This window comes from Halopseudomonas pertucinogena, from assembly GCF_014646575.1.
Taxonomy (GTDB): Bacteria; Pseudomonadota; Gammaproteobacteria; order Pseudomonadales; family Pseudomonadaceae; genus Halopseudomonas; species Halopseudomonas pertucinogena.
The window spans coordinates 730,660-750,977 of sequence record NZ_BMNN01000001.1 but is presented as its reverse complement, the minus strand read 5'-3'; the positions used below and the strand labels follow the sequence as shown (position 1 = coordinate 750,977).

20 protein-coding genes and 1 pseudogene are annotated in these 20,318 nt (G+C 64.9%); 11 read left to right on the top strand and 10 right to left on the bottom strand.

The window, feature by feature from the left end:
- Positions 1–4: 4 nt before the first annotated feature.
- A complete protein-coding gene (locus IEW63_RS03560; protein WP_188635191.1) occupies positions 5–1,033 on the bottom strand; it encodes a translation initiation factor eIF-2B alpha/beta/delta subunit family protein in 1,029 nt (342 codons plus the stop codon).
- 221 nt (positions 1,034–1,254) lie between these two features.
- On the opposite strand from IEW63_RS03560, the gene ubiG reads away from it, so the two are divergent.
- From ubiG to IEW63_RS03545, 3 genes are read left to right on the top strand one after another with little or no spacing between them, the layout of a single operon-like run.
- On the top strand, positions 1,255–1,956 hold the full coding sequence (ubiG, locus tag IEW63_RS03555) for a bifunctional 2-polyprenyl-6-hydroxyphenol methylase/3-demethylubiquinol 3-O-methyltransferase UbiG (protein ID WP_229710303.1): 702 nt from the start codon (positions 1,255–1,257) through the stop codon (positions 1,954–1,956).
- Between the two features lies 1 nt (position 1,957).
- Complete coding sequence (locus tag IEW63_RS03550) at positions 1,958–2,638, top strand: HAD family hydrolase (protein WP_188635189.1); 681 nt, start codon at positions 1,958–1,960, stop codon at positions 2,636–2,638.
- Positions 2,631–3,374 (top strand): YciK family oxidoreductase, encoded by a 744-nt coding sequence (locus tag IEW63_RS03545; protein WP_188635188.1) that lies wholly within the window; start codon positions 2,631–2,633, stop codon positions 3,372–3,374. The genes IEW63_RS03550 and IEW63_RS03545 overlap by 8 nt, the downstream gene beginning before the upstream one ends.
- A gap of 164 nt (positions 3,375–3,538) precedes the next feature.
- On the opposite strand, the pseudogene rluB reads toward IEW63_RS03545, so the two are convergent.
- From rluB to IEW63_RS03515, 6 genes and pseudogenes are all read right to left on the bottom strand, one after another.
- Positions 3,539–4,468 (bottom strand): annotated as a pseudogene (rluB, locus tag IEW63_RS03540) (23S rRNA pseudouridine(2605) synthase RluB); the annotation flags it as partial.
- Positions 4,469–4,546: 78 nt separating this feature from the next.
- A complete protein-coding gene (scpB, locus tag IEW63_RS03535; protein WP_188635186.1) occupies positions 4,547–5,293 on the bottom strand; it encodes an SMC-Scp complex subunit ScpB in 747 nt (248 codons plus the stop codon).
- The gene (locus tag IEW63_RS03530; RefSeq protein WP_236995768.1) at positions 5,274–6,140 is read right to left on the bottom strand and encodes a segregation and condensation protein A; all 867 of its coding nucleotides are present in this window, start codon (positions 6,138–6,140) and stop codon (positions 5,274–5,276) included. Before IEW63_RS03530 ends, scpB begins: the two co-directional genes overlap by 20 nt.
- Entirely contained in the window at positions 6,140–7,360 is a 1,221-nt protein-coding gene (locus IEW63_RS03525) for a tryptophan--tRNA ligase (RefSeq protein ID WP_188635185.1), read from the bottom strand. Before IEW63_RS03525 ends, IEW63_RS03530 begins: the two co-directional genes overlap by 1 nt.
- A 56-nt stretch (positions 7,361–7,416) precedes the next feature.
- Positions 7,417–8,049: an L-threonylcarbamoyladenylate synthase gene (locus tag IEW63_RS03520; protein WP_188635184.1), complete on the bottom strand. Its 633-nt coding sequence runs from the start codon at positions 8,047–8,049 to the stop codon at positions 7,417–7,419.
- Between the two features lie 39 nt (positions 8,050–8,088).
- Complete coding sequence (locus IEW63_RS03515; protein WP_188635183.1) at positions 8,089–8,964, bottom strand: PHP domain-containing protein; 876 nt, start codon at positions 8,962–8,964, stop codon at positions 8,089–8,091.
- 114 nt (positions 8,965–9,078) lie between these two features.
- On the opposite strand from IEW63_RS03515, the gene IEW63_RS03510 reads away from it, so the two are divergent.
- From IEW63_RS03510 to IEW63_RS03490, 5 genes are all read left to right on the top strand, one after another.
- Positions 9,079–9,381, top strand: a complete 303-nt coding sequence (locus IEW63_RS03510) for a YciI family protein (RefSeq protein WP_188635182.1) — start codon at positions 9,079–9,081, stop codon at positions 9,379–9,381.
- A gap of 26 nt (positions 9,382–9,407) precedes the next feature.
- Positions 9,408–9,824: an SH3 domain-containing protein gene (locus IEW63_RS03505; RefSeq protein WP_188635181.1), complete on the top strand. Its 417-nt coding sequence runs from the start codon at positions 9,408–9,410 to the stop codon at positions 9,822–9,824.
- Between the two features lie 14 nt (positions 9,825–9,838).
- A complete protein-coding gene (locus tag IEW63_RS03500; protein ID WP_188635552.1) occupies positions 9,839–10,495 on the top strand; it encodes a response regulator transcription factor in 657 nt (218 codons plus the stop codon).
- A 100-nt stretch (positions 10,496–10,595) separates the two neighbouring features.
- Complete coding sequence (locus tag IEW63_RS03495) at positions 10,596–10,946, top strand: DUF4890 domain-containing protein (RefSeq protein WP_188635180.1); 351 nt, start codon at positions 10,596–10,598, stop codon at positions 10,944–10,946.
- Between the two features lie 15 nt (positions 10,947–10,961).
- Positions 10,962–12,350: a HAMP domain-containing sensor histidine kinase gene (locus IEW63_RS03490; RefSeq protein WP_188635179.1), complete on the top strand. Its 1,389-nt coding sequence runs from the start codon at positions 10,962–10,964 to the stop codon at positions 12,348–12,350.
- On the opposite strand, the gene IEW63_RS03485 is transcribed toward IEW63_RS03490, so the two are convergent.
- A complete protein-coding gene (locus tag IEW63_RS03485; RefSeq protein ID WP_188635178.1) occupies positions 12,275–12,838 on the bottom strand; it encodes a nitroreductase family protein in 564 nt (187 codons plus the stop codon). The genes IEW63_RS03490 and IEW63_RS03485 overlap by 76 nt on opposite strands.
- 95 nt (positions 12,839–12,933) lie before the next feature.
- Here IEW63_RS03485 and IEW63_RS03480 point away from each other — a divergent pair, with 95 nt between their 5' ends.
- Together IEW63_RS03480 and IEW63_RS03475 are read left to right on the top strand one after the other, a co-directional pair.
- A complete protein-coding gene (locus tag IEW63_RS03480; protein ID WP_188635177.1) occupies positions 12,934–13,278 on the top strand; it encodes an Mpo1-like protein in 345 nt (114 codons plus the stop codon).
- A gap of 105 nt (positions 13,279–13,383) precedes the next feature.
- Complete coding sequence (locus IEW63_RS03475) at positions 13,384–14,763, top strand: adenylate/guanylate cyclase domain-containing protein (protein WP_188635176.1); 1,380 nt, start codon at positions 13,384–13,386, stop codon at positions 14,761–14,763.
- Positions 14,764–14,781: 18 nt separating this feature from the next.
- Here the strand turns inward: IEW63_RS03475 and IEW63_RS03470 are convergent, their stop codons facing one another.
- Positions 14,782–15,606, bottom strand: a complete 825-nt coding sequence (locus IEW63_RS03470; protein ID WP_188635175.1) for a UDP-2,3-diacylglucosamine diphosphatase — start codon at positions 15,604–15,606, stop codon at positions 14,782–14,784.
- A 186-nt stretch (positions 15,607–15,792) separates the two neighbouring features.
- On the opposite strand from IEW63_RS03470, the gene IEW63_RS03465 reads away from it, so the two are divergent.
- Complete coding sequence (locus IEW63_RS03465) at positions 15,793–17,985, top strand: patatin-like phospholipase family protein (protein WP_188635174.1); 2,193 nt, start codon at positions 15,793–15,795, stop codon at positions 17,983–17,985.
- Between the two features lie 39 nt (positions 17,986–18,024).
- Here the strand turns inward: IEW63_RS03465 and recQ are convergent, their stop codons facing one another.
- Positions 18,025–20,154, bottom strand: a complete 2,130-nt coding sequence (gene recQ / locus IEW63_RS03460) for a DNA helicase RecQ (protein WP_188635173.1) — start codon at positions 20,152–20,154, stop codon at positions 18,025–18,027.
- Positions 20,155–20,318: the final 164 nt, after the last annotated feature.

The window sequence follows — 20,318 nt, the reverse complement described above, 5'->3', positions numbered from 1 at the left end:
CCCCTCAGTGCAGATGTCTGGGGCTCAGCAGCTCGGCAATGCGGCTCTCATCCGGGCGCTCCACCACGCCCCTTTCGGTGACGATCACATCGATCAGATCGGCTGGGGTAACGTCCATCACCAGCCGGCCCTCAGGACTGAGCAGGCCATCGGCGGGGTCGAGCTCATCGGCACTTTCCAGCGCAAGGTCGAACGCCGCGCTGGGCGCCACCACCATGAACCGCAGGCCATGATGCATGGCCAGTATCGCCAGCGAGTAGGTGCCGATATCACTGATGAGATCGCCATTGGCAGCGATGCGGTGGGCACCCGCCACCACCCAGCTGATGTTGTCGGACCTCATCAACTGGCCGGCCGCCGCGGCGCCACGCAGTGCTGTCGCCACCTCATCCCGATCCAGCTCCCAAAGCGCCAGCCGGCATGCGTCCGAGGCCTCATCGGCACACAGGTAGAGCTGCTCGACCAGCCCGGCACCCTGCGCCGCCCGGACCAGATCCAGCGCACCAGCGTGGCTGTCGGAATGCGGGCTGACCAGGGTCAGGAATTTCTGCGGCTGGCGGTCGTGCCGGCGGATGACCTGCACGCCCAGCCGGCCCAGCGCCCGGCGCGACTCCTCATCACTTGCATGGAGATTCACCGCCACCTGGGCCAGCTGGTCGGGCACCCCCTGCCCCTGATACCGCAGGCGCTGCAGGCGATCATCGAGCACCCCCAGCACCCACAGCAGGTGGGAGGAGGCAGGACAGGCCTGCGCCAGACGCTCGAAATCGGTCTGCAGATCCACCGCCCAGTCAGCCGAGCGGCCGATGCGCCTGGCCGCCAGGGCAATACCATAGGCAGCCACCAGACCGGCTGACACCGCACCCTGAACGACCCCATCGGCGATCGCCGCGGCGGCGTCATCGGCGTCGTGACATTCGACCCATACCAGCGCACCGGGCAGGGATCGCTGATCGAGAATACGCAGGTGATCGTCACACCATTCCAGCGCCGGCACGGGCGGCTGTGCGGGCACAGGGGGTTGCAGCTGCATGAGGGACTCCACAGAAAACGGCATTATACCCGCAGCGGGCGCAGCCGTGCTGAAATGTCGCTGCCAGAGCGCGGGCCAGAGGGTATACTGCCGCTATAAGGGCCCGGCAGCCCGCCGGTACGCGCACAGGCGCATCCGCAGCTAGACTGCCAAGCGTGGCGCGGCGGCCGGTCCGGCCGGTCGCCACCACCCACTCGGCGAATTTAAACAAGGGGATAATGATGACGCTCAACGTCGATCGTGCGGAAGTTGCCAAGTTCGAGGCGATGGCCAGCCGCTGGTGGGATCGCGAAAGCGAGTTCAAACCACTGCACGAAATCAACCCGCTGCGCACCAACTGGATAGACGAAAAGGCCAGCCTCGCCGGCAAGGAAGTGCTCGACGTGGGCTGCGGTGGCGGCATCCTTGCCGAAGCCATGGCCCAGCGCGGCGCCAGGGTCACCGGCATAGACATGGGCGAGGCGCCGCTGGCGGTGGCGCGCCTGCACCAGCTGGAGTCCGGCGTCGAGGTGGATTATCAGCAGTGCACCGCCGAGGAAATGGCCGAGCTGCACCCCGGTCGCTTCGATGTGGTGACCTGCATGGAAATGCTGGAACACGTGCCCGACCCCGCCTCGGTCATCCGCGCCTGCGCGACGCTGGTCAGACCCGGCGGCCATGTATTCTTCTCCACCATCAACCGCAACCCGAAGTCTTTCGCCTTCGCCATTGTCGGTGCCGAATACCTGCTGCGCATGCTGCCCCGCGGCACCCATGAATATGCCAAGTTCATCCGCCCCGCCGAGCTGGGCAGATGGTCCCGCCAGGCCGGCCTGGACACACAGGACATCATCGGGCTGACCTACAACCCCCTGCTGCGCCACTACAAGCTGGCCCCTGACGTGGACGTCAACTACATGGTCCACTGCCAGCGCGGGGACTGACATGCTCGACGGCGTTCTGTTCGATCTGGACGGCACCCTGCTGGACACGGTCGATGACTTCATGGCGATCATTCTCGAAATGCGCCGCCAGCGCGGCCTGGCAGACGCCCCGCTGCACCTGATCCGCTCCACCGTATCGGACGGGTCCGCCGGCATGCTCTGTGCCGCCTTTTCAATGACGCCGGAACATGACGGCTTCACCGAGCTGCGCGACGAGTTTCTCGAACGCTATCAGCAACAGCTGGCGGTGCATACCCGCCCCTTCCCCGGCATTCCGGAGCTGCTTGACTGGCTCGACGGAGAAGGTCTGCCCTGGGGCGTGGTGACCAACAAGATGAGCCGCTTCAGCATCCCGCTGCTGGAAGCCACCGGCCTTGCCGAGCGCTGTGCAAGCCTGGTCTGTCCGGATCAGGTCAGCCGCGGCAAGCCGCATCCCGAGCCACTGCTCAAGGCCTGTGCGGAAATGGCTGTCCGGCCGGAGCGCTGCGTCTACATCGGCGACCACCTGCGCGACATCCAGGCCGGGCGCGCTGCCGGCATGCGTACCGTGGCCGCACTTTATGGCTACCTGCCACCAGGGGACGACCCGGCGCAATGGAATGCCGATTTCACCGTAGAGAATGCCGCTGCCCTGCGCCCCTGGCTTGAGCAGCTGCAACAACAGGAGTTTTCCCATGTTTGACTACCGCGCCACACCGGACCTGCTGCAGGGTCGCGTCATTCTGGTTACCGGTGCCGGCGACGGCATCGGCCGCGCCTGCGCACTGAGCTGCGCCGCCCATGGCGCCACCGTCGTCCTGCTGGGTCGCACGCTTTCAAAGCTGGAGGCGGTATATGACGAGATCGAGGCCGCTGGCCATCCGCAACCGGCGATCTGCCCGCTGAATCTGGAAGCCGCCGTGGACAAGGACTATGACGATCTGGCCGACCAGCTGTTCGACACCTTCGGCAAGCTCGACGGGCTGGTACACAACGCCGCCCTGCTCGGCCCCCGCACCCTGATGGATAACGTCAAGACGGAAGACTGGCAGCAGCTGATGCAGGTGAACGTCAACGCGCCGTTCGCCCTGACCAAGGCAATGATGCCACTGCTGCGCGCGGCACCGGATGCGTCGGTGGTATTCGTGTCGTCCAGCGTCGGACGCAAGGGCCGCGCCTACTGGGGACCCTACGCGGTCAGCAAGTTCGCCCTGGAAGGCCTGATGCAGGTACTGGCGGACGAACAGGATGGCACCAGCGAGATCCGCGTCAACAGCATCAACCCGGGCGCCACCCGCACCGCGATGCGCAAGGCGGCCTACCCGGCGGAAGAGCCGGAGAAGAACCCGGAGCCGGCGGAAATCATGCCCGCGTTTCTCTACCTGTTGGGACCTGACAGCAAAGGCGTGAACGGTCAGGCGTTGAACGCGAGAGGGTGAGTAAAGACAGCCCGGCGCTCCAGCCGCCACCCCGGAATGCCCGGAAACACAACACGACGGCATCCTCGGATTGCAGCAGCCCCGACCTCGGGGCGATTGCTGGCCGCAGGCCAGCCGGGACTCCCTTCATCTACCCGCGATTACTTGCGCGTACGCCCACCGGTTCTGGGCCTGGCACCCGGCTTGCCGCCCCGGCCGCTCTGGTTCTCCCGCACTACCCGTGCCTGATGCATGGATGGCTTGCGGGCCTGACGCTTCTGCTTTTCCTTCTCCGCCACGGTTGCTTCCGGCAGGCGGACAGGCTTCAGGCCCACCTCCTCACTGAGGATATCCAGTTCGTTCTGCTTCATCTCGCGCCAGCGGCCGACCGGCACTTCCGGTCCGAGGAACACCGGCCCGAAACGCACCCGTTTGAGCCGATTGACCCGCACACCCTGGGATTCCCACAGGCGGCGCACCTCGCGGTTGCGTCCTTCCAGCAGGCAGACGTGGAACCAGCGGTTGATGCCTTCGCCACCGGAGCTGACGATGTCGGTGAAGCGCGCCGGGCCGTCTTCCAGCATCACACCTTCCTTCAGACGCTCGAGCATCTCTTCGTCGACCTCGCCCATGACCCGCACCGCATACTCGCGGTCCATCTGCCAGGAGGGGTGCATCAGCCGGTTGGCCAGCTCGCCATCGGTGGTGAACAGCAGCAGGCCGGTGGTATTGATATCCAGTCGGCCAACGTTGATCCAGCGGCCCTGCTTCAGGCGCGGTAGCTGATCGAATACCGTGGGGCGACCTTCCGGATCATCGCGGGTGCAGACCTCACCCTCGGGCTTGTTGTAGATGAGGACACGCCGCACCACCTCGGTGTTCAGGTCACGGCGCAACGGACGGCCGTCGAGCACGATCTGATCCAGGCTGTCGACCCGGCAGCCAAGCTGGGCGATCTCGCCGTTGACACTGACACGGCCGGCGCTGATCCAGCCCTCCACCTCGCGGCGGGAGCCCAGGCCCATGCGGGCGAGCACTTTCTGGAGTTTCTCCCCTGCTGCGGGCGCGGCCTGCTGGTCGTCCTGCTCGGGGTTGAGGGGTATTCTGTCTGACATGCTGGGCACCTCCCGGTGTGAGTGAAAAACGTGATGGAGCGCAGCATAGCACCCACCCCGCCATGCCACCAGCGGCTTCTACTCCGGCTCGGATGGTGGCGATGACAGGTCGTCCGATGGCGGCTGCAGATCGTCGAAATCCATCTTCAGCCCCGTCTCCATGGCGCTCAGCTCCTCCAGCAGGGTATGGAAGTCGGTACCCGCCGGCTCGTCCTCGGCAGCCGGTGACTCCGGTCTGTCGGGGCCAGGTTCCGCCTGAACGTCCTCCGTCGCCAGCGCAGGATTCATCAGCACGTCACTGGGTTCGCGCAGCTCGGCCAGCGGTGGCAGCTCGGCCAGACTGCGCAGGTTGAAATAATCGAGAAACTGCCGGGTAGTGGCGTACAGCGCGGGCCGCCCCGGAACCTCCTTGTGGCCGACAACCCGCACCCATTCGCGTTCGACCAGAGTGCGGATGATCTGGCTGCTGACCGCCACCCCACGGACGTCCTCGATCTCCCCCCGGGTGACTGGTTGCCGATAGGCGATCAATGCCAGGGTCTCGAGCAACGCCCGCGAATACCTCTGGGGCCGCTCCTCCCACAACCGGCCGACCCAGGGTGCATAGTCGTTGCGCACCTGCAGCCGCCAGCCGCCGGCAACCTCGCGCAGCTCCACCGCGCGATCATGGCAGGCTTCGGCCAGCCGGGCGAGCGCCTGGCGCAGCTCCTCCAGCGAGGGCGCTGCGTCCTCATCGAACAGTTCGCGCATGCGCTCCAGGGACAGGGGGCGGCCGGCCGCCTGCAGTGCGGCTTCCAGAATCCGTTCAAGCGCTGGTTGAGTCATCCGTTCTCACCTTGACGTGAATGGGGGCAAAGGGCTCGGTCTGCACCAGATCGATCAGCTGTTCCTTGATCAGCTCGAGCACCGCCATGAAGGTGACCACCACTCCCAGCCTGCCCTCCTCCAGCTGATAGAGACTTATGAAGGGCACGAACTGACCACCCTTGAGGCGGTCGAGCACCTGGGCCATGCGTTCGCGCGTGGACAGCGTCTCGCGGCTGACCTGATGGCTCTCGAACATGTCGGCGCGGCGCAGCACTTCCGCCAGCGACAGCAGCAACTCTTCCATGCTCACCGGAGGATGCGCCACGCGGGCTTCCAGATCGGGCGGCGCGGCACTGGCCAGGGCGATATCCCGCCCGACCCGCGGCAGTTCGTCAAGATCCTCCGCCGCCTGACGGAAGCGCTCGTACTCCTGCAGCCGCCGGATCAGCTCGGCGCGCGGGTCCTCTTCCTCCTCGCCTTGCTGTTCCTGACGAGGCAGCAGCATGCGCGACTTGATCTCCGCCAGCATGGCGGCCATCACCAGATATTCGGCGGCCAGCTCCAGTCGCACGGCCTTCATCAATTCGACGTAGCCCATGTACTGACGGGTGATCTCGGCCACCGGAATGTCGAGAATGTCCAGATTCTGCCGCCGGATCAGGTACAGCAGCAGGTCCAGCGGGCCTTCGAAGGCATCGAGAAACACCTCCAGCGCCTGCGGAGGAATGTACAGGTCCTGGGGCAGCTCGGTCAGCGGCTGGCCGTTGACCACGGCCAACGGCAGTTCGTGCTGCAGTGGAGCCTGGACAGGCGCCTGCGCCGCCGTGGCGACGTCGGTCAACTGTTCCGGCTCCCGGGCGCTCATCAGCTGCGACGGTAGCTCAGGCCCATGGCCTGGCGTACTTCGCCGAGGGTGTCGCGGGCGGCGTCCCGGGCCCGCTCGGCGCCCTCGCTGAGGATCATGCGGACGGCGTCCGGGTTGCCTTCGTATTCCACGGCGCGCTGCTGAATCGGCTCCAGCTCGGTGCAGATGGCATCGATTACCGGCTTCTTGCAGTCGAGACAGCCGATGCCTGCGCTGCGGCAGCCCTGGTTGACCCAGTCATGGGTGGCCTGGTCGGTGTACACCAGATGCAACTGGTACACCGGACACTTGTCCGGATCGCCCGGATCGGTACGTCGCACCCTTGCCGGATCGGTGGGCATGCGGCGGATCTTCTCGTTCACCTCGTCAGTGGTATCGCGCAGGGTGATGGTATTGCCGTAGGACTTGGACATCTTCTGCCCGTCCAGGCCCGGCATCTTCGAGGCCGGGGTCAGCAGCGCCTGGGGCTCGGGCAGGATGACCTTGCCGCCGCCTTCCAGGTAGCCGAACAGCCGTTCCTTGTCACCCAACGTGATGTTCTGCTGCTCCTGCAGCAGCGCGCGGGCGGTTTCCAGCGCCTCGGCATCGCCCTGCTCCTGATAGGCGGCACGCAGATTGCTGTACAGCCTGGCGGCCTTCTTGCCCATCTTCTGGATGGCCGCACGGGCCCGCTCCTCGAAGCCGGGCTCCTTGCCATACAGATGATTGAAGCGGCGCGCCAGCTCCCGGGTGATCTCGACGTGGGACAGCTGGTCGGCACCCACCGGCACCAGACCGGCGCGGTAGATGAGGATATCGGCACTCATCAGCAGCGGGTAGCCGAGGAAGCCATAGGTCGCCAGGTCCAGCTCGCGCAGCTTTTCCTGCTGGTCCTTGTAGGTGGGCACCCGCTCCAGCCAGCTCAGCGGGGTGGACATGCCCAGCAGCAGGTTGAGTTCGGCATGCTCCGGCACCTGGGACTGGATGAACATGGTCGCCGAGGTACCACTGACCCCAGCAGCCAGCCAGTCGATCATCATGTCCCAGACGTTCTGTTCGATATCCTGCGGATTCTCGTAGAGGGTGGTCAGCGCATGCCAGTCGGCGGCAAAGAAGAAACATTCATATTCATGCTGCAGCTTCACCCAATTCTTCAGTACGCCGTGATAATGGCCAAGATGCAGACGTCCGGTCGGACGCATGCCGGACACTACCCGGTGCCGGGATTCAACAGAACTCAAGGGATACTCCTGATTGTGTCAAAGTGATCATGTTGGAGAGCGTCATTAGGTTGGTATCAGTCGCGACTGACACCAAAGGGTTCGGGATCGCCCAGGCCGATGCGCCGCACTTCCGTGTCTCCATTGAGCAGCGCGACCACAGTGGTCGGTTCGATGGCGCAGGCGCCACCGTCAATGATCAGATCGACCTGGTTCTCCAGTCGATCGCGAATGTCCTCGGGGTCGGTCAGCGGCAGATCTTCCCCCGGGAGCATGAGAGTCACACTCATCAGCGGCTCGCCGAGGGCCTCGAGCAGCGCCTGGGTGATACGGTGTCCGGGTATGCGCAGCCCTATGGTGCGCCGCTTCGGATGCAGCAGGCGGCGCGGCACCTCGGTGGTGGCGTGCAGGATGAACGTATAGGGACCCGGGGTGTTGTTCTTCAGCGCGCGGAAGGTGGCATTGTCCACCTTGGCGTAGACGCCCAGCTCGGACAGATCCCGACATACCAGGGTGAAATTGTGCTTGTCATCCAGCTGCCGCAGACGGCGGATGCGCTCCAGGGCGTTCTTGTCACCCAGGTGGCAGCCCAGCGCATAGGCCGAATCGGTCGGATAGGCGATCACCCCGCCCTCGCGGATGATATCCACCGCCTGGCTGATCAACCGCGCCTGCGGGTTGTCCGGGTGGATCTGTAGATATTGGCTCACGGCAGTGTTCTCTGATCGGTTTTCCGGGGAGTGTAGGGTCTATTGACGGTGCATCACAACTGCATCGGCAAATCGCTCATCGGTCCACAGCGGAGTACAGCGCGCCGGCAGCGGGGTCATCGCGCCCAGCGCCATCCAGGGTGCGCCGGGATGATGGAAGTCGCTGCCGCAGCTGGCCAGGAAGCCGAACTCCTCACCCAGCCGCGCCAGCACGGCCACCTGCTCCGGCGGTTGCTTGCCATTGGACACCTCGATGCCGCGCCCGCCAGCCTCGGCAAAATCACGCAACAGGCGCCGCAGGCGCGACCGGGTGAAGCCGTAATGCCACGGATGGGCGATCACCGCCACACCACCGGCGCTGCGCAGCTGCGCGACCGCGTCCGCCAGCTCCGGCCAGTGCTGCTTTATGTCACCCAGCTTGCCCGCCCCCAGCCACTTGCGGAACGCCTCGGCACGATCACGCACATGACCGGCCTCAACCATCCAGTCGGCGAAGTGGGGACGAGCCGGCGGACTGTCCGGGTCAGCGCCGGCCACCCGCTGTGCTTCCAGCGCCCCCTCCAGCGCGCCGGGCATGCGTTTGGCTGCCAGTCGCGTGGCAATCTGCTCGGCCCGCTGCCAGCGGCCATCCTGCACCGCCGCGAGCGAGGCGAGCAGTTCCGGCGAGTCCGGCTCAAAGCCGTAGCCCAGCACGTGCACGGTGTGCCCCTGCCACTGAGCCGACAGCTCCACGCCGTCTATCCAGCCCATGCCCAGCGCGGCGGCCGCCATGCGCGCCTCCGCCAGCCCGGCCACACAGTCATGGTCGGTCAGCGACACCAGCTCGACGCCACTGGCCGCCGCGCGGCTCATCAGCTCCGCGGGGGCCAGAACACCGTCCGATGCAGTACTGTGCATATGCAGGTCCGCCAGCACACCACACTCCATTCAACAGGAAGAATTTCGCTATTATGCCGCCTGGGCACTGACAACGCCTAACCGAATCGCATAACGTACGGTTCTGACACCACACCCAGCAGAGGGAAACGCATGTTCTACGCCATCATGGCCACCGATGCCCCGGGAACGCTAGAAGCGCGCCTGGCGGCCCGCCCGGCTCACCTGGACCGCCTCACCGCCCTACAGGATGCCGGCAGGCTGCTGCTCGCCGGACCGCATCCGGCCATCGACACCAACGACCCCGGTGAGGCCGGATTTACCGGAAGCCTGGTGGTGGCCGAGTTCGAGTCGCTGGAGGAAGCCCGCCACTGGGCAGAGGCGGATCCCTATGTCGCCGCCGGCGTCTACCAGCAGGTGGCAGTCAAACCCTTCAAACGCGTACTGCCAGCCTGACCGGGTGTGCACCAGAGGAGAATCGAATGTCGAAACGTACCCCCTTGCTTCTGTTGCTGGCGGCGTTCGCCCTGCCCCTGTCGGTGCAGGCGCAACCTGCCGGGCCCGCTGGCGAGGAAGCACAGGTATCAGACGAACAACAGGCTGCCCAGGACCTGGGGACGCTGCAGGCGGAGCTGGCCCGGGTCGAAGCCGAACGTCAGCGACTGGCTGATGAGCTTGCCCGCGACGGCAACAGCGATCAGCTGGAACAGCTGCGGGCGCAGAACATCATCCTGCGCGACCGGCTGGCGGCCCAGGAAGAGCTCAATGACACCCAGCGCGCGGACGAGCAACGCAAGTGGTTCATGGTCGGCGGCTCGACCGTTGCCCTGAGCCTGCTGGCCGGGTGGCTGCTGGCCCAGCTCGGCGGCCGGCGCAAACGCAACATGTGGCTGAATTGAAACACCAGATACTGATGATCGATGACGACCGGGAGCTGTGCGATCTGCTGGGCTCCTGGCTGGAGGCCGAAGGTTTCGGCCTGACCAGCGTCCACGACGGGCCCGCCGGACTCGACGCGGCGCGCAGCGGCGCCCATGACGCGATCGTGCTGGACATGATGCTGCCGGGCATGAACGGTCTGGAGGTGTTGCGCGGCATCCGCCAGAGCTGCAACACGCCGCTGCTGATGCTCAGCGCACGCGGCGAGCCGGTGGACCGCATCCTCGGGCTGGAACTCGGCGCGGATGATTATCTGGCCAAGCCCTGCGACCCGCGGGAACTTGTCGCTCGCCTGCGGGCCCTGCTGCGACGCAGCACGTCCGCCAGCGAAGACCAGAGCCTGGAGGTCGGCGACCTGCGGATGGATACCGCCAGCCTGATGTGCTGGCAAGGCGGCGAGCTGCTGCCTCTCACCCAGAGCGAGGCACTGATCCTGCGCATGCTGCTGGAACAGCCGGGGCAACTGATCGACCGTCAGTCGCTGTCGAAGGAGGCACTGGGCAAGCCGCTCGGCCCCTACGACCGCAGCCTCGACATGCACATCAGCAACCTGCGACGCAAACTCGGCTCGCACCCCGACGGTCGCAGCCGTATTCAGTCGATCCGCGGCCGCGGCTATCTGTACGGCTGATTTACAGAGTCTTTACCTTCCCGCGGCCCAGGCTGACACACCAGCCCCTAGACTCTTCAGCAATGGCCGGATTCACCGGTCCAGCTATGGGAGATTTGCCATGAAACATGTTCTGATTGCCGGTCTGTTCACCCTCGCCACGGCTGCCAGTGCTGCCGCCCTCGCCGCGCCCGCCGACAAGGGGCAGATGTATGACCGCCACATGCAGCGCATGGCCAGCGAGCTGCAACTGACCGACCAGCAGCAGGAGCAGCTGCGTGAGGTGCACCGGGAGCAGTTCGAGAAAATGAAGGCGCTGCACGAGGAACGCGAGAAGAAAGTGGAGGCCATCCTCACCGAGGAGCAGCGCGGCAAGTGGCAGGAGCTGCGCGAGCAGCGCCGGGAAGGCATGAAACGGCACATGCGCGAGCACCGGGGCCACAAACGCGGCGATAACGCTGCCGACGAATAACGGGGCGACTGGCCAATGCGGCTGTTCTGGAAGGTATTTGCGGTTCTCTGGCTTGCCACCCTGCTGGTGGGTGGCTCGGGCTTCCTGATCAGCCGCGCATTGCAGCAGAACTGGCTGCTGCTGCAGTTCCATCCGCAGTTGCGCGATTTCAGCCAGCAGCTGGTGGGTGTCTACGAGCAGCAGGGTGCCGACGCGGCACAGACATGGCTCGAGCAGCAGCATCAGCAGCACCGGCTGCGCGCCGAACTGTTCGACAGCCAGGGCCAGCGATTGCTGCGTGGCACCCTGCCTACCCTGCCCCAACGGTTAACGAATACCGACCGCAGCGACGAACAGCGCCCCCGTCACGGGCGCCTGTTCCAGCTTGGCTGGGATTCGCCGACCGAATCCTATCAGCTGCTGCTGCACATTCCCCGCACCGAACTGTTCCGCTGGCAGCGCACCCCCTTCGCACTCATCACGAATGTAACCATGGCCATGCTGCTGCTCGCGCTGCTCAGCCTGCTGCTCAGCCGTTATCTCACCGCGCCGCTGCAGAAACTGGGCCTGGCTGCCGAGGAGCTCGCCCGCGGCCGCTTCGACGCGCGAGGGCTGGCCGGGACGGCACGCCGCCGGGACGAGATAGGTCAGCTGTCCAGACGCTTCCAGAGCATGGCCGACCGGGTGCAGAGCCTGCTCAACAGCCAGACCCAGCTGATGCGTGACATTTCCCACGAGCTGCGTTCACCGCTGGCACGCCTGCGGGTGGGCCTGGCGCTGGGCAGCAAGCAGGGGCTCCGTCCCGATGATCCGCTGTGGGAGCGCCTGGATCGCGAATGCAGCCGGCTCGACAGTCTGATCGGAGACATCCTTACCCTCAGTCGGCTGGATGCGCGAAATATCCCTCCCGAGCCTATCGACCTCGACCGACTGGTAGCCGAAACCGTGGAAGATGCCCGTTTCATTGCCAATGGTCAGCAGTTGCGCATCGAGGGAACCAGCGGCTGCCGGCTGCATGGCTGGCCCGACCAGCTGGCGGGCGCGATGGACAACCTGTTGCGCAACGCCCTGCGCTTCACTCCGCCGGGCGGGCTGATCATTGTCGGCCTGTCATGCCAGGGCCAGGAATGTATCGTGACCGTCACTGACCAGGGGCCCGGCGTGCCGAAGGAGTGGCTTTCGCGCCTGGGCGACCCCTTCGCGCGGGTCCCCGGCCAACCGGCGGACAGCGGTCACGGGCTGGGTCTGGCGATAGCACGCCGGGCGCTGGTCCGCCATGGCGGTACGCTCGAATTCAGTCCGGGGCAGGCGGGCGGTCTGTGTGCCTGCATCCGCCTGCCGTGGCCGCCTCAGTTCTCCGGCCAGCGCCGGAAGAAATCGCGGGGATCCAGTGCCGGAACGGCCTTGCCCTCTCCCAGCGACTGACCCAGATACAGAAAGGCAATGATCTTCTCGCCGGGAGCCAGCCCCAACCCCCGGCTGATGACCGGGTCCCGGGCCGGCTCACCGGTGCGCCATACCGCGCCCAGGCCCTGGGCATGAGCGGCCAGCAACATGTTGCCCACCGCCACCGCGCAGGACATGTCCTGCTCGGCTTCCGGCACCTTGGGGTGCGCGCGGGGGCTGCTGATGGCGATGATGATCATGGGCGCGCGCAGCGGCAGTTTCGCTGCTCTGGCGACTTCCGGGGCCGCCGGATCACCCGTGCGTTCCAGCGCGGCAGCCTGGAACAGCTCGCCCATCCTTTCGAGTCCCTCGCCCTCCACAACAAGAAAGCGCCAGGGCCGCAACCAGGCATGGTCAGGCGCCCGCAATGCCGCCCTGAAGATGGCTTCCTGCTGCTCGGCAGTCGGCGCAGGACCGGTCAGACGCGGCATGGAAATCCGGTTGTGCAATGCACTCAATGCGTCCATTATTGGCAAAACTCCACAAAACATGAGCCCGGATCATATCAAAACCCGCCGGTCGCTGCGGGGCCGGGCCACGGACAACAACAAGGAGCAGTCAGGTGGACACCAACAGCAGACAGGACAACCAGAGCCGGACCAGCGAGCGGGAATTCAGATCCTTCGCCGAGTTCTACCCCTTCTATCTGAGCGAACACAGCAATGACGTCAGCCGCCGCCTGCATTACTGCGGCAGCCTGCTGGTTTTGCTGCTGCTCGCCCTGGCCATCATCACCATGAACGGCTGGCTGCTGCTGGCCCTGCCGCTGGCCGGGTACGGCTTCGCCTGGGCAGGCCATTTCTTCTTCGAGAAGAACCGTCCCGCCACGTTCAGGTACCCCCTGTACAGCTTCCTCGGGGACTGGGTCATGTTGCGGGATGCCCTTACCGGCCGCATCCGTTTCTGAGCGGCTTTGCATGGCACTGCATGCGTACTATGATCGAACGTCATCCGGATCGATCACAGTACGCCCTGATCAGCTCCGGAACATCAGGCCAGGGAACGACTGATCATGAATCTGGAAACACGCTTGCAACCGGTACGACCACCACTGGAGGGGTACTACTCCAGGGTCATGGCCTATCTCTGCGTCGCGCTGGTATTTGCCACCATTGCCCATGAGCGGGGGCTGACCCCCCTTATCGGCGGCGTGGTTCTCTACGCCCTGCTCTACCCCCACGTGCTTCGCCTGCTGACCCGCTGGCGGCAGAAGCGCGGCCGGAGCAATCTCAACCTGATCCTGCTGGCACTGGATGCACTGCATACCGGCGTGTTCATCACCCTGACCAATTTCAGCATGGTCCCCAGCATGATCTTCCTGCTGCTGATCAGTTTCACCAGCATGGTCATCGGCGGACCGCTGTATCTCTTCGTGGCGCTGCTGCTGGGCCTCACCGGGACTGTTATCTCGGCAGCGATACTGGCGCCGGTGCCGAACCTGATCACCAGCCCGCTGCTCACCCTCTGCACCCTCGCCGGCGGCGGACTGTTCACCGTGGTGATGGCCAGCTTCATCTACCGTCAGGGCCGCCGTCTGGAGCACGCCCAGCATCTGGTCAGCGCCGAGCAGGAAAAGGCCGAGCAGCTGGCCAACAGCCTGTCGAAATACCTGTCACCCCAGGTCTGGCAGTCGATATTCTCCGGCAACCAGCGGGTCACCCTGGAAACCCGGCGCAAGAAGCTGACCGTGTTCTTCTCGGACATCCGCGGCTTTACCGAGCTGGCAGAGGAGATGGAAGCCGAGGCGCTGACCGATCTGCTCAACAACTACCTCAACGAGATGTCACGGATCGCCCTTGAATATGGCAGCACCATCGACAAGTTCATCGGCGACAGCGTGATGGTGTTCTTCGGTGATCCGGTGAGCCGGGGCGCCAAGCAGGATGCCGAGGCAGCCGTGTCCATGGCGATAGCCATGCGCAAGCACATGAAGGTGCTGCGTCAGCAATGGCGCAGCCAGGGCATCACCCGGCCGCTGGAAATCCGCATGGGCCTGAGTACCGGATACTGCACCGTGGGCAACTTCGGCGCCGACATGCGCATGGATTACACCATCATCGGCCGTGAGGTGAACCTGGCCAGCCGGCTGGAGAGCGCCGCCGAGGCCGGCGAGATCCTGATATCCCATGAGACCTGGTCGCTGACCAAGGACCTGGTCATGTGCCGTGACAAGGGCCAGCTCAACGTCAAGGGTTTCAGCCGGCCGATGCAGATCTACCAGGTGGTGGGGCTGCGCCGGGATCTGGGCGCCGCGCCGACCTTTGTCGAGCATGAGCTGCCCGGCTTCTCCATGTATCTGGACACCAACGGCATCCGCAATTACGACCAGGAGGAGATCGTCCGGGCCCTGGAGCTGGCGGCGCGCAAGCTGCGTGACAAGGTGATCATGTAGGCGCGAGCGGTCCGCTGCTCATACCGCCTCGGGCAGCTTCTCTTCCAGCCCATCCGCTTCAGGCTGCTGCGCCGAGTCAGACTCCGTCCAGCGGTACTGGATGATGCTGCCGTCCCAGTTCTCGATCAGCGCAGTACAGGACTCAACCCAGTCTCCGCAATTGTGATAGGTGACGCCCTTCACTTCACGGATCTCGGCGTGGTGGATGTGGCCGCAGATGACACCCTGAAAGTCACGTTTGCGGCACTCATGGGCCAGCGCATCCTCGAAATCGCTGATGAAGTTAACCGCCTTCTTCACCTTGTACTTGAGGAATCCCGACAGCGACCAGTAGCCATAGCCGCAGCGGCTGCGCCAGTAGTTCAGCCAGCGGTTCAAGCGCAGGCTGAACTCATAGGCGTGGTCGCCGAGGAAGGCGAGCCAGCGGTGGTAGCGAGTGATCACGTCGAACTGGTCACCATGGGTTACCAGTAAGCGGCGACCGTCGGCGGTGCGATGCTCGGCCTCGTCCACCAGCAGCAGATTGCCGATGTTGAGTGCGCCATAGCGGCGCAGGAACTCGTCATGATTGCCGGTCACATAGACCACCCGGGTACCGTGCCTGGCCATGCTCAGGATGCGGCGGACCACATTCGTGTGGGACTGTGGCCAGTACATGCTCTTGCGCAGCCGCCAGCCATCTATGATGTCGCCAACCAGATACAGATGATCGCAGTCGAACTCCCCGAGAAATCCATCGAGCTTTTCAGCCTGACAATCCCGCGTGCCCAGATGCACATCGGAAATCCAGATGCTGCGAACCCTCTGCCTGCCCGATGCAGCAAACTCTTCCACCTGGGTCATGAGACACCCCCTTGCCATCCATGCGTCCACCCTAGAGCCCATGGGTGAATGCCGCATGACACCTGTGTGACAGTCGGGTGACGGTCTGCAGGGGAACAGCGCGACGGGGTGTTCGCCAGAATGGAACCCAAGTCCGTATACTATGCCGCGTCCATTCCGCACCACTGCCAGACATCAGGCCTTACCATGTTCAGACCTGCGCTTTTCCTGTTGCTCATCCTCTTGCCCCTGCTGGGCGCGGCACAGCCCATGCCCTCGACCGAACTCCGCACCGGGCTGGTGCTGTCCGGCGGCGGTGCCCGCGGACTGGCCCACATCGGCGTGCTGAAGCAGATCGAGAAAATGGATATCCAGATCCACGCCATTGCCGGCACCAGCATGGGTGCGGTGATCGGTGGTCTCTATGCCGCCGGCTACAGCGCCGATGAGCTGGAGCGCATCGCCCTGGAAATGGACTGGCCCGCCACCCTGAGCGATGCGCCCCAACGTGAGGACGTGCCGTTCCGGCGCAAGCAGGACGACCGGGATTTCCTGGTCAAGCAGCGCCTGTCGTTCAAGAATGGCAAGCTGAGCTTCCCGCTCGGCCTGCTGCAGGGGCAGAACCTCGGGCTGGCCCTTGAAAGCCTGCTGGTGCACACCAACGACATCGACGACTTCGACCGTCTGCCGATCCCCTTCCGCGCTGTCGCCACCGACATCGCCACCGGCGAGGCGGTGGTATTCGATCACGGGCATCTGCCCCAGGCCATCCGGGCCAGTATCGCGCTGCCCGGCTTCTTTGCGCCGGTCAGTCTCGACGGCCGCATGCTGGTAGACGGCGTGCTGTCGAAGAACCTGCCGGTCGATGTCGCCCGGGAAATGGGCGTTGACCGGGTGATAGTGGTGGACATCGCCACCCCGCTGAAGCCGGCCAGCGACATGCACAGCATCCTCGACGTGATGGACCAGACCACCACCCTGCTGACCCGGCACAACACCCAGGAGCAGCTGGCGACCCTGACCGAGGCGGACATGCTGCTGCAACCCGAGCTGGGCGCCATCGCCTTCAGCAGCTTCGCCGAGGCCCCGCAGGCGATTGCCGCCGGTGAACAGAGCATTGCCGAGTCGCCCCTGCTCAGTGCTTATGCCCAGCCGGAAACTGCCGGCCGGTCCGGGGGCAACCTTGCGCGCCAGCGCCCCCAACGCCAGCCGATCATCCACGAGATCCGCGTGGTCAACAGCGGCAAGGTGGCCGATGCCGTGGTGCGCAGCATGGTGCGCCAGGAGGCGGGCGAGCCGCTGAATACCGACCATCTGGCCAAGGACATGGGCACCATCTATGGCACCGACTACTTCAGCCAGGTGAATTACGAGATCCTCCATGAGGGCGAGCAGAATACCCTGCTGATCCGCACCCACGGGCGGCAGACCGGGACCGACTTCCTGCGTCTGGGTCTCAATCTGGTGGACGACTTCGAAGGGGGCAGCCAGTTCACCATCGGCGCCAGTTTCCGCGTCAATGGCGTCAATCCGCTGGGCGCCGAGTGGCTCACCCGGCTGCAGCTGGGCGAGCATCAGCAGTTCTACAGCGAGTTCTACCAGCCACTGGATTACGGCTCCCGCTACTTCGTCGCCCCCTTCGTGGATGCCGAGGCGCGCAACGTCGAGGTGATCATGGACAACGACCCGGTCGCCGACTACCGCCAGCAGCGCTACGGCGCCGGCATCAATTTCGGGCGGCAGATCGCCAATAACGGCGAGGTGCGCTTCGGCCTGTCACGCTACGACGGCGAGTCGGAGATCCGCGTGGGCGACCCGGAGCAGCCGACCCTGAAATTCAACGAGGCGTTCTATACGCTGCAGATTGACCGGGACACCCTGGACAACGTCAACTTCCCCCGCTCGGGGGATGCGGCGCGCATCATCTGGCGCCAGTCGGAGCCGGACCTCGGGGCTGACGAACGCTACCAGCAGCTGGAGGTGCGCGCCAGCCGAGCCTTCGCCCGGGGGCCGCACAGCCTGCAGCTGGGCGGTTTCCTCGGCCGTACGAATGATGACGTGGACGTGGCGCAGAGCAGCTTCATTCTCGGCGGGATGGGCGAGTTCTCGGGCTTTCGCGAAAATGGCCTGGCGGGGCAGAACTACAATCTGGCCCGGGCGATCTACTACCGGCGCCTGAACCCCAGCAGCATGCCGCTGACCATCCCCATGTACCTGGGCGGCACCCTGGAATACGGTCGCGTGTACAACCGGGGCCACAACGGCCTGGACACCGGCTACATCGGTGCGGGAAGCCTGCTGCTGGGGATGGATACCTTCCTCGGCCCGCTGTTCCTGGGTATCGGCGCCAACGAGGAAGGCGAGAGCGCCATCTACATGAATCTGGGCCAGACGTTCTGACGCTGACGTGCCCCCGAAGGGAGGCGGGGGCCGCGCAGCTCAGCCGCTGATCTCCAGCACCAGCGCTGCCCGGATACAGTGCAGCACGCCCTCTTCCAGCGGCTCGTCCAGTTCTGCGGCCACCGCCCGCACACTGGGCAGATCGTCTTCCGCGTCGTTGAGGAACAGGTCCTGGATCCGCTCGAGCTGCCCGGGCGGCAGATCCACTGCGTGATGCAACTCGATGTGACCGGCGCTGATCGCCTGGGCCAGCTTCTGGTACACCTGCCTGATCGGCAGTCCCGCCTGCCGTGCGATCTGCTCCGGCTCCATGCCGGACAGTGCCAGCGCCTGGATCTCCTGCGCCTCGTGCGCCGGCGCTGCGCCGCTATCCCCAGCGTCCCCCAGCAGCACCTGCAGGAAGTCGGCACCGTAGCGCTCCAGCTTGTGCGCGCCGATACCGCTGACCAGGCCCATGTCCTGCATGGTGGTCGGGCGCTGGCGCAGCATGTCGACCAGGGTGGAGTCGGCAAACACCACGTAGGGTGGCACGCCCTGCGCGTCGGCTAGGCGCTTGCGCAGCGCACGCAGCTGCTCCCACAGCTCCCGGTCCGCCTCGGCGATGACCGGCTTGTCGCCCTTGCGGGTCGGCAGTGTTGCCGAACGGGCAATATCCTTGCGCAGTGCCAGTGATTCCTCCCCGCGCAGCAGCGGGCGGCAACTTTCGGCCAGGCGCAGACTGCCGAAGCCGTCCAGATCAATCTCGACCAGTCGACGGGCAATCAACTGGCGGAACACCGACCGCCACTCCTGCTCGGTAAGCTGCTTGCCGATGCCGTAGGTAGACAGATGCTGATGGCCGGCGCCGCGTATCTTCTCATTGTCCCGGCCCAGCAGAATGTCGGTCAGATGGCCGACACCATAGCGCTGGCCGCTGCGGTAGATGGTCGACAGCGCCATACGTGCGGCCTCGCTGCCGTCCCAGGTGTCCGCCGGCTCGATGCAATTGTCGCAATGCCCACAGGGCTGCTCCAGGTTCTCGCCGAAGTACGCCAGCAGCGACTGGCGACGGCAGCTGGTCAGTTCGCACAGCGCCAGCATGGCGTCGAGCTTGTGACGCTCAATGCGCTTGTGCCGCTCATCCCCTTCGGAACCGGCCATGATCTGGTTGAGCAGCAGCACGTCCTGCAGCCCATAGGCCATCCAGGCATCCGCCGGCAGCCCGGCGCGTCCGGCACGCCCGGTTTCCTGGTAATAGGCCTCGATGCTCTTGGGCAGATCCAGATGGGCGACGAAGCGCACATTGGACTTGTCGATGCCCATACCGAAGGCGATCGTCGCCACCATGATCAGCCCTTCCTCGTTGAGAAAACGCTTCTGGTGAGTCGCCCGCAGCTCCGGTGGCAGTCCGGCATGGTAGGGCAAGGCCGGCCAACCCTGCTCGCTGAGCCACTGGGCAGTGTCCTCGACCTTCTTGCGCGAAAGACAGTAGACGATACCGGCGTTGCCCCGCTGGTCCCGCAGAAAGCCGAGCAGCTGCTGGCGTGGACGGTCCTTGGACACGATGCGGTAGAAGATGTTGGGCCGATCGAAACCGGAGACGAAACGCCTGGCCTGCTCGAGCCGCAGACGCTGGGCGATTTCCTCGCGGGTGCGTTCGTCAGCCGTGGCGGTCAGCGCGATGCGCGGCACCGCCGGGAACAGCTCGGCCAGTTGCCCCAGTTGCAGGTATTCCGGCCGGAAGTCGTGCCCCCACTGGGACACGCAGTGCGCCTCGTCAATGGCGAACAGACTGATGTTCAGCCCCTGCAGAAACTGCAGGGTGCGCGGCTGCAGCAGGCGCTCAGGTGCCAGATACAGAAAATCCAGCTTGCCCTGGCGCAGCTGGTCGGCGATATCCCGGCGCCCCTGCACATCCAGTGTCGAATTGAGCGCTGCGGCGCGCAGCCCCAGCTCGTTGAGGGTGGCTACCTGATCGTCCATCAGCGCAATCAGCGGCGATACCACCACGGTCAGCCCCGGGCGCAACAGGCCCGGAATCTGATAGCACAGGGATTTGCCGCCGCCGGTAGGCATCAGCACCAGCGCATCACCGCCATTGGCTACCTGGTCGATGATATCCGCCTGCTGGCCGCGAAACTCGCCATAGCCGAAAACATCCCGCAGCTTCTGTAACGCTTGCTCGCGCATGATTCTCCTTGCATGATAACCGTGCACAGCCGCTGAGGGCTGAAAAGGGGCGAGTATATCAGTCCTGGGGATGACCGCTGTGGCCGGTGTCACGGGTTGCGTATATACCGTTGCCGCTTTGGCAAAAATCCGGTCACAGGCGTACAATGCCGATCACTATTCAT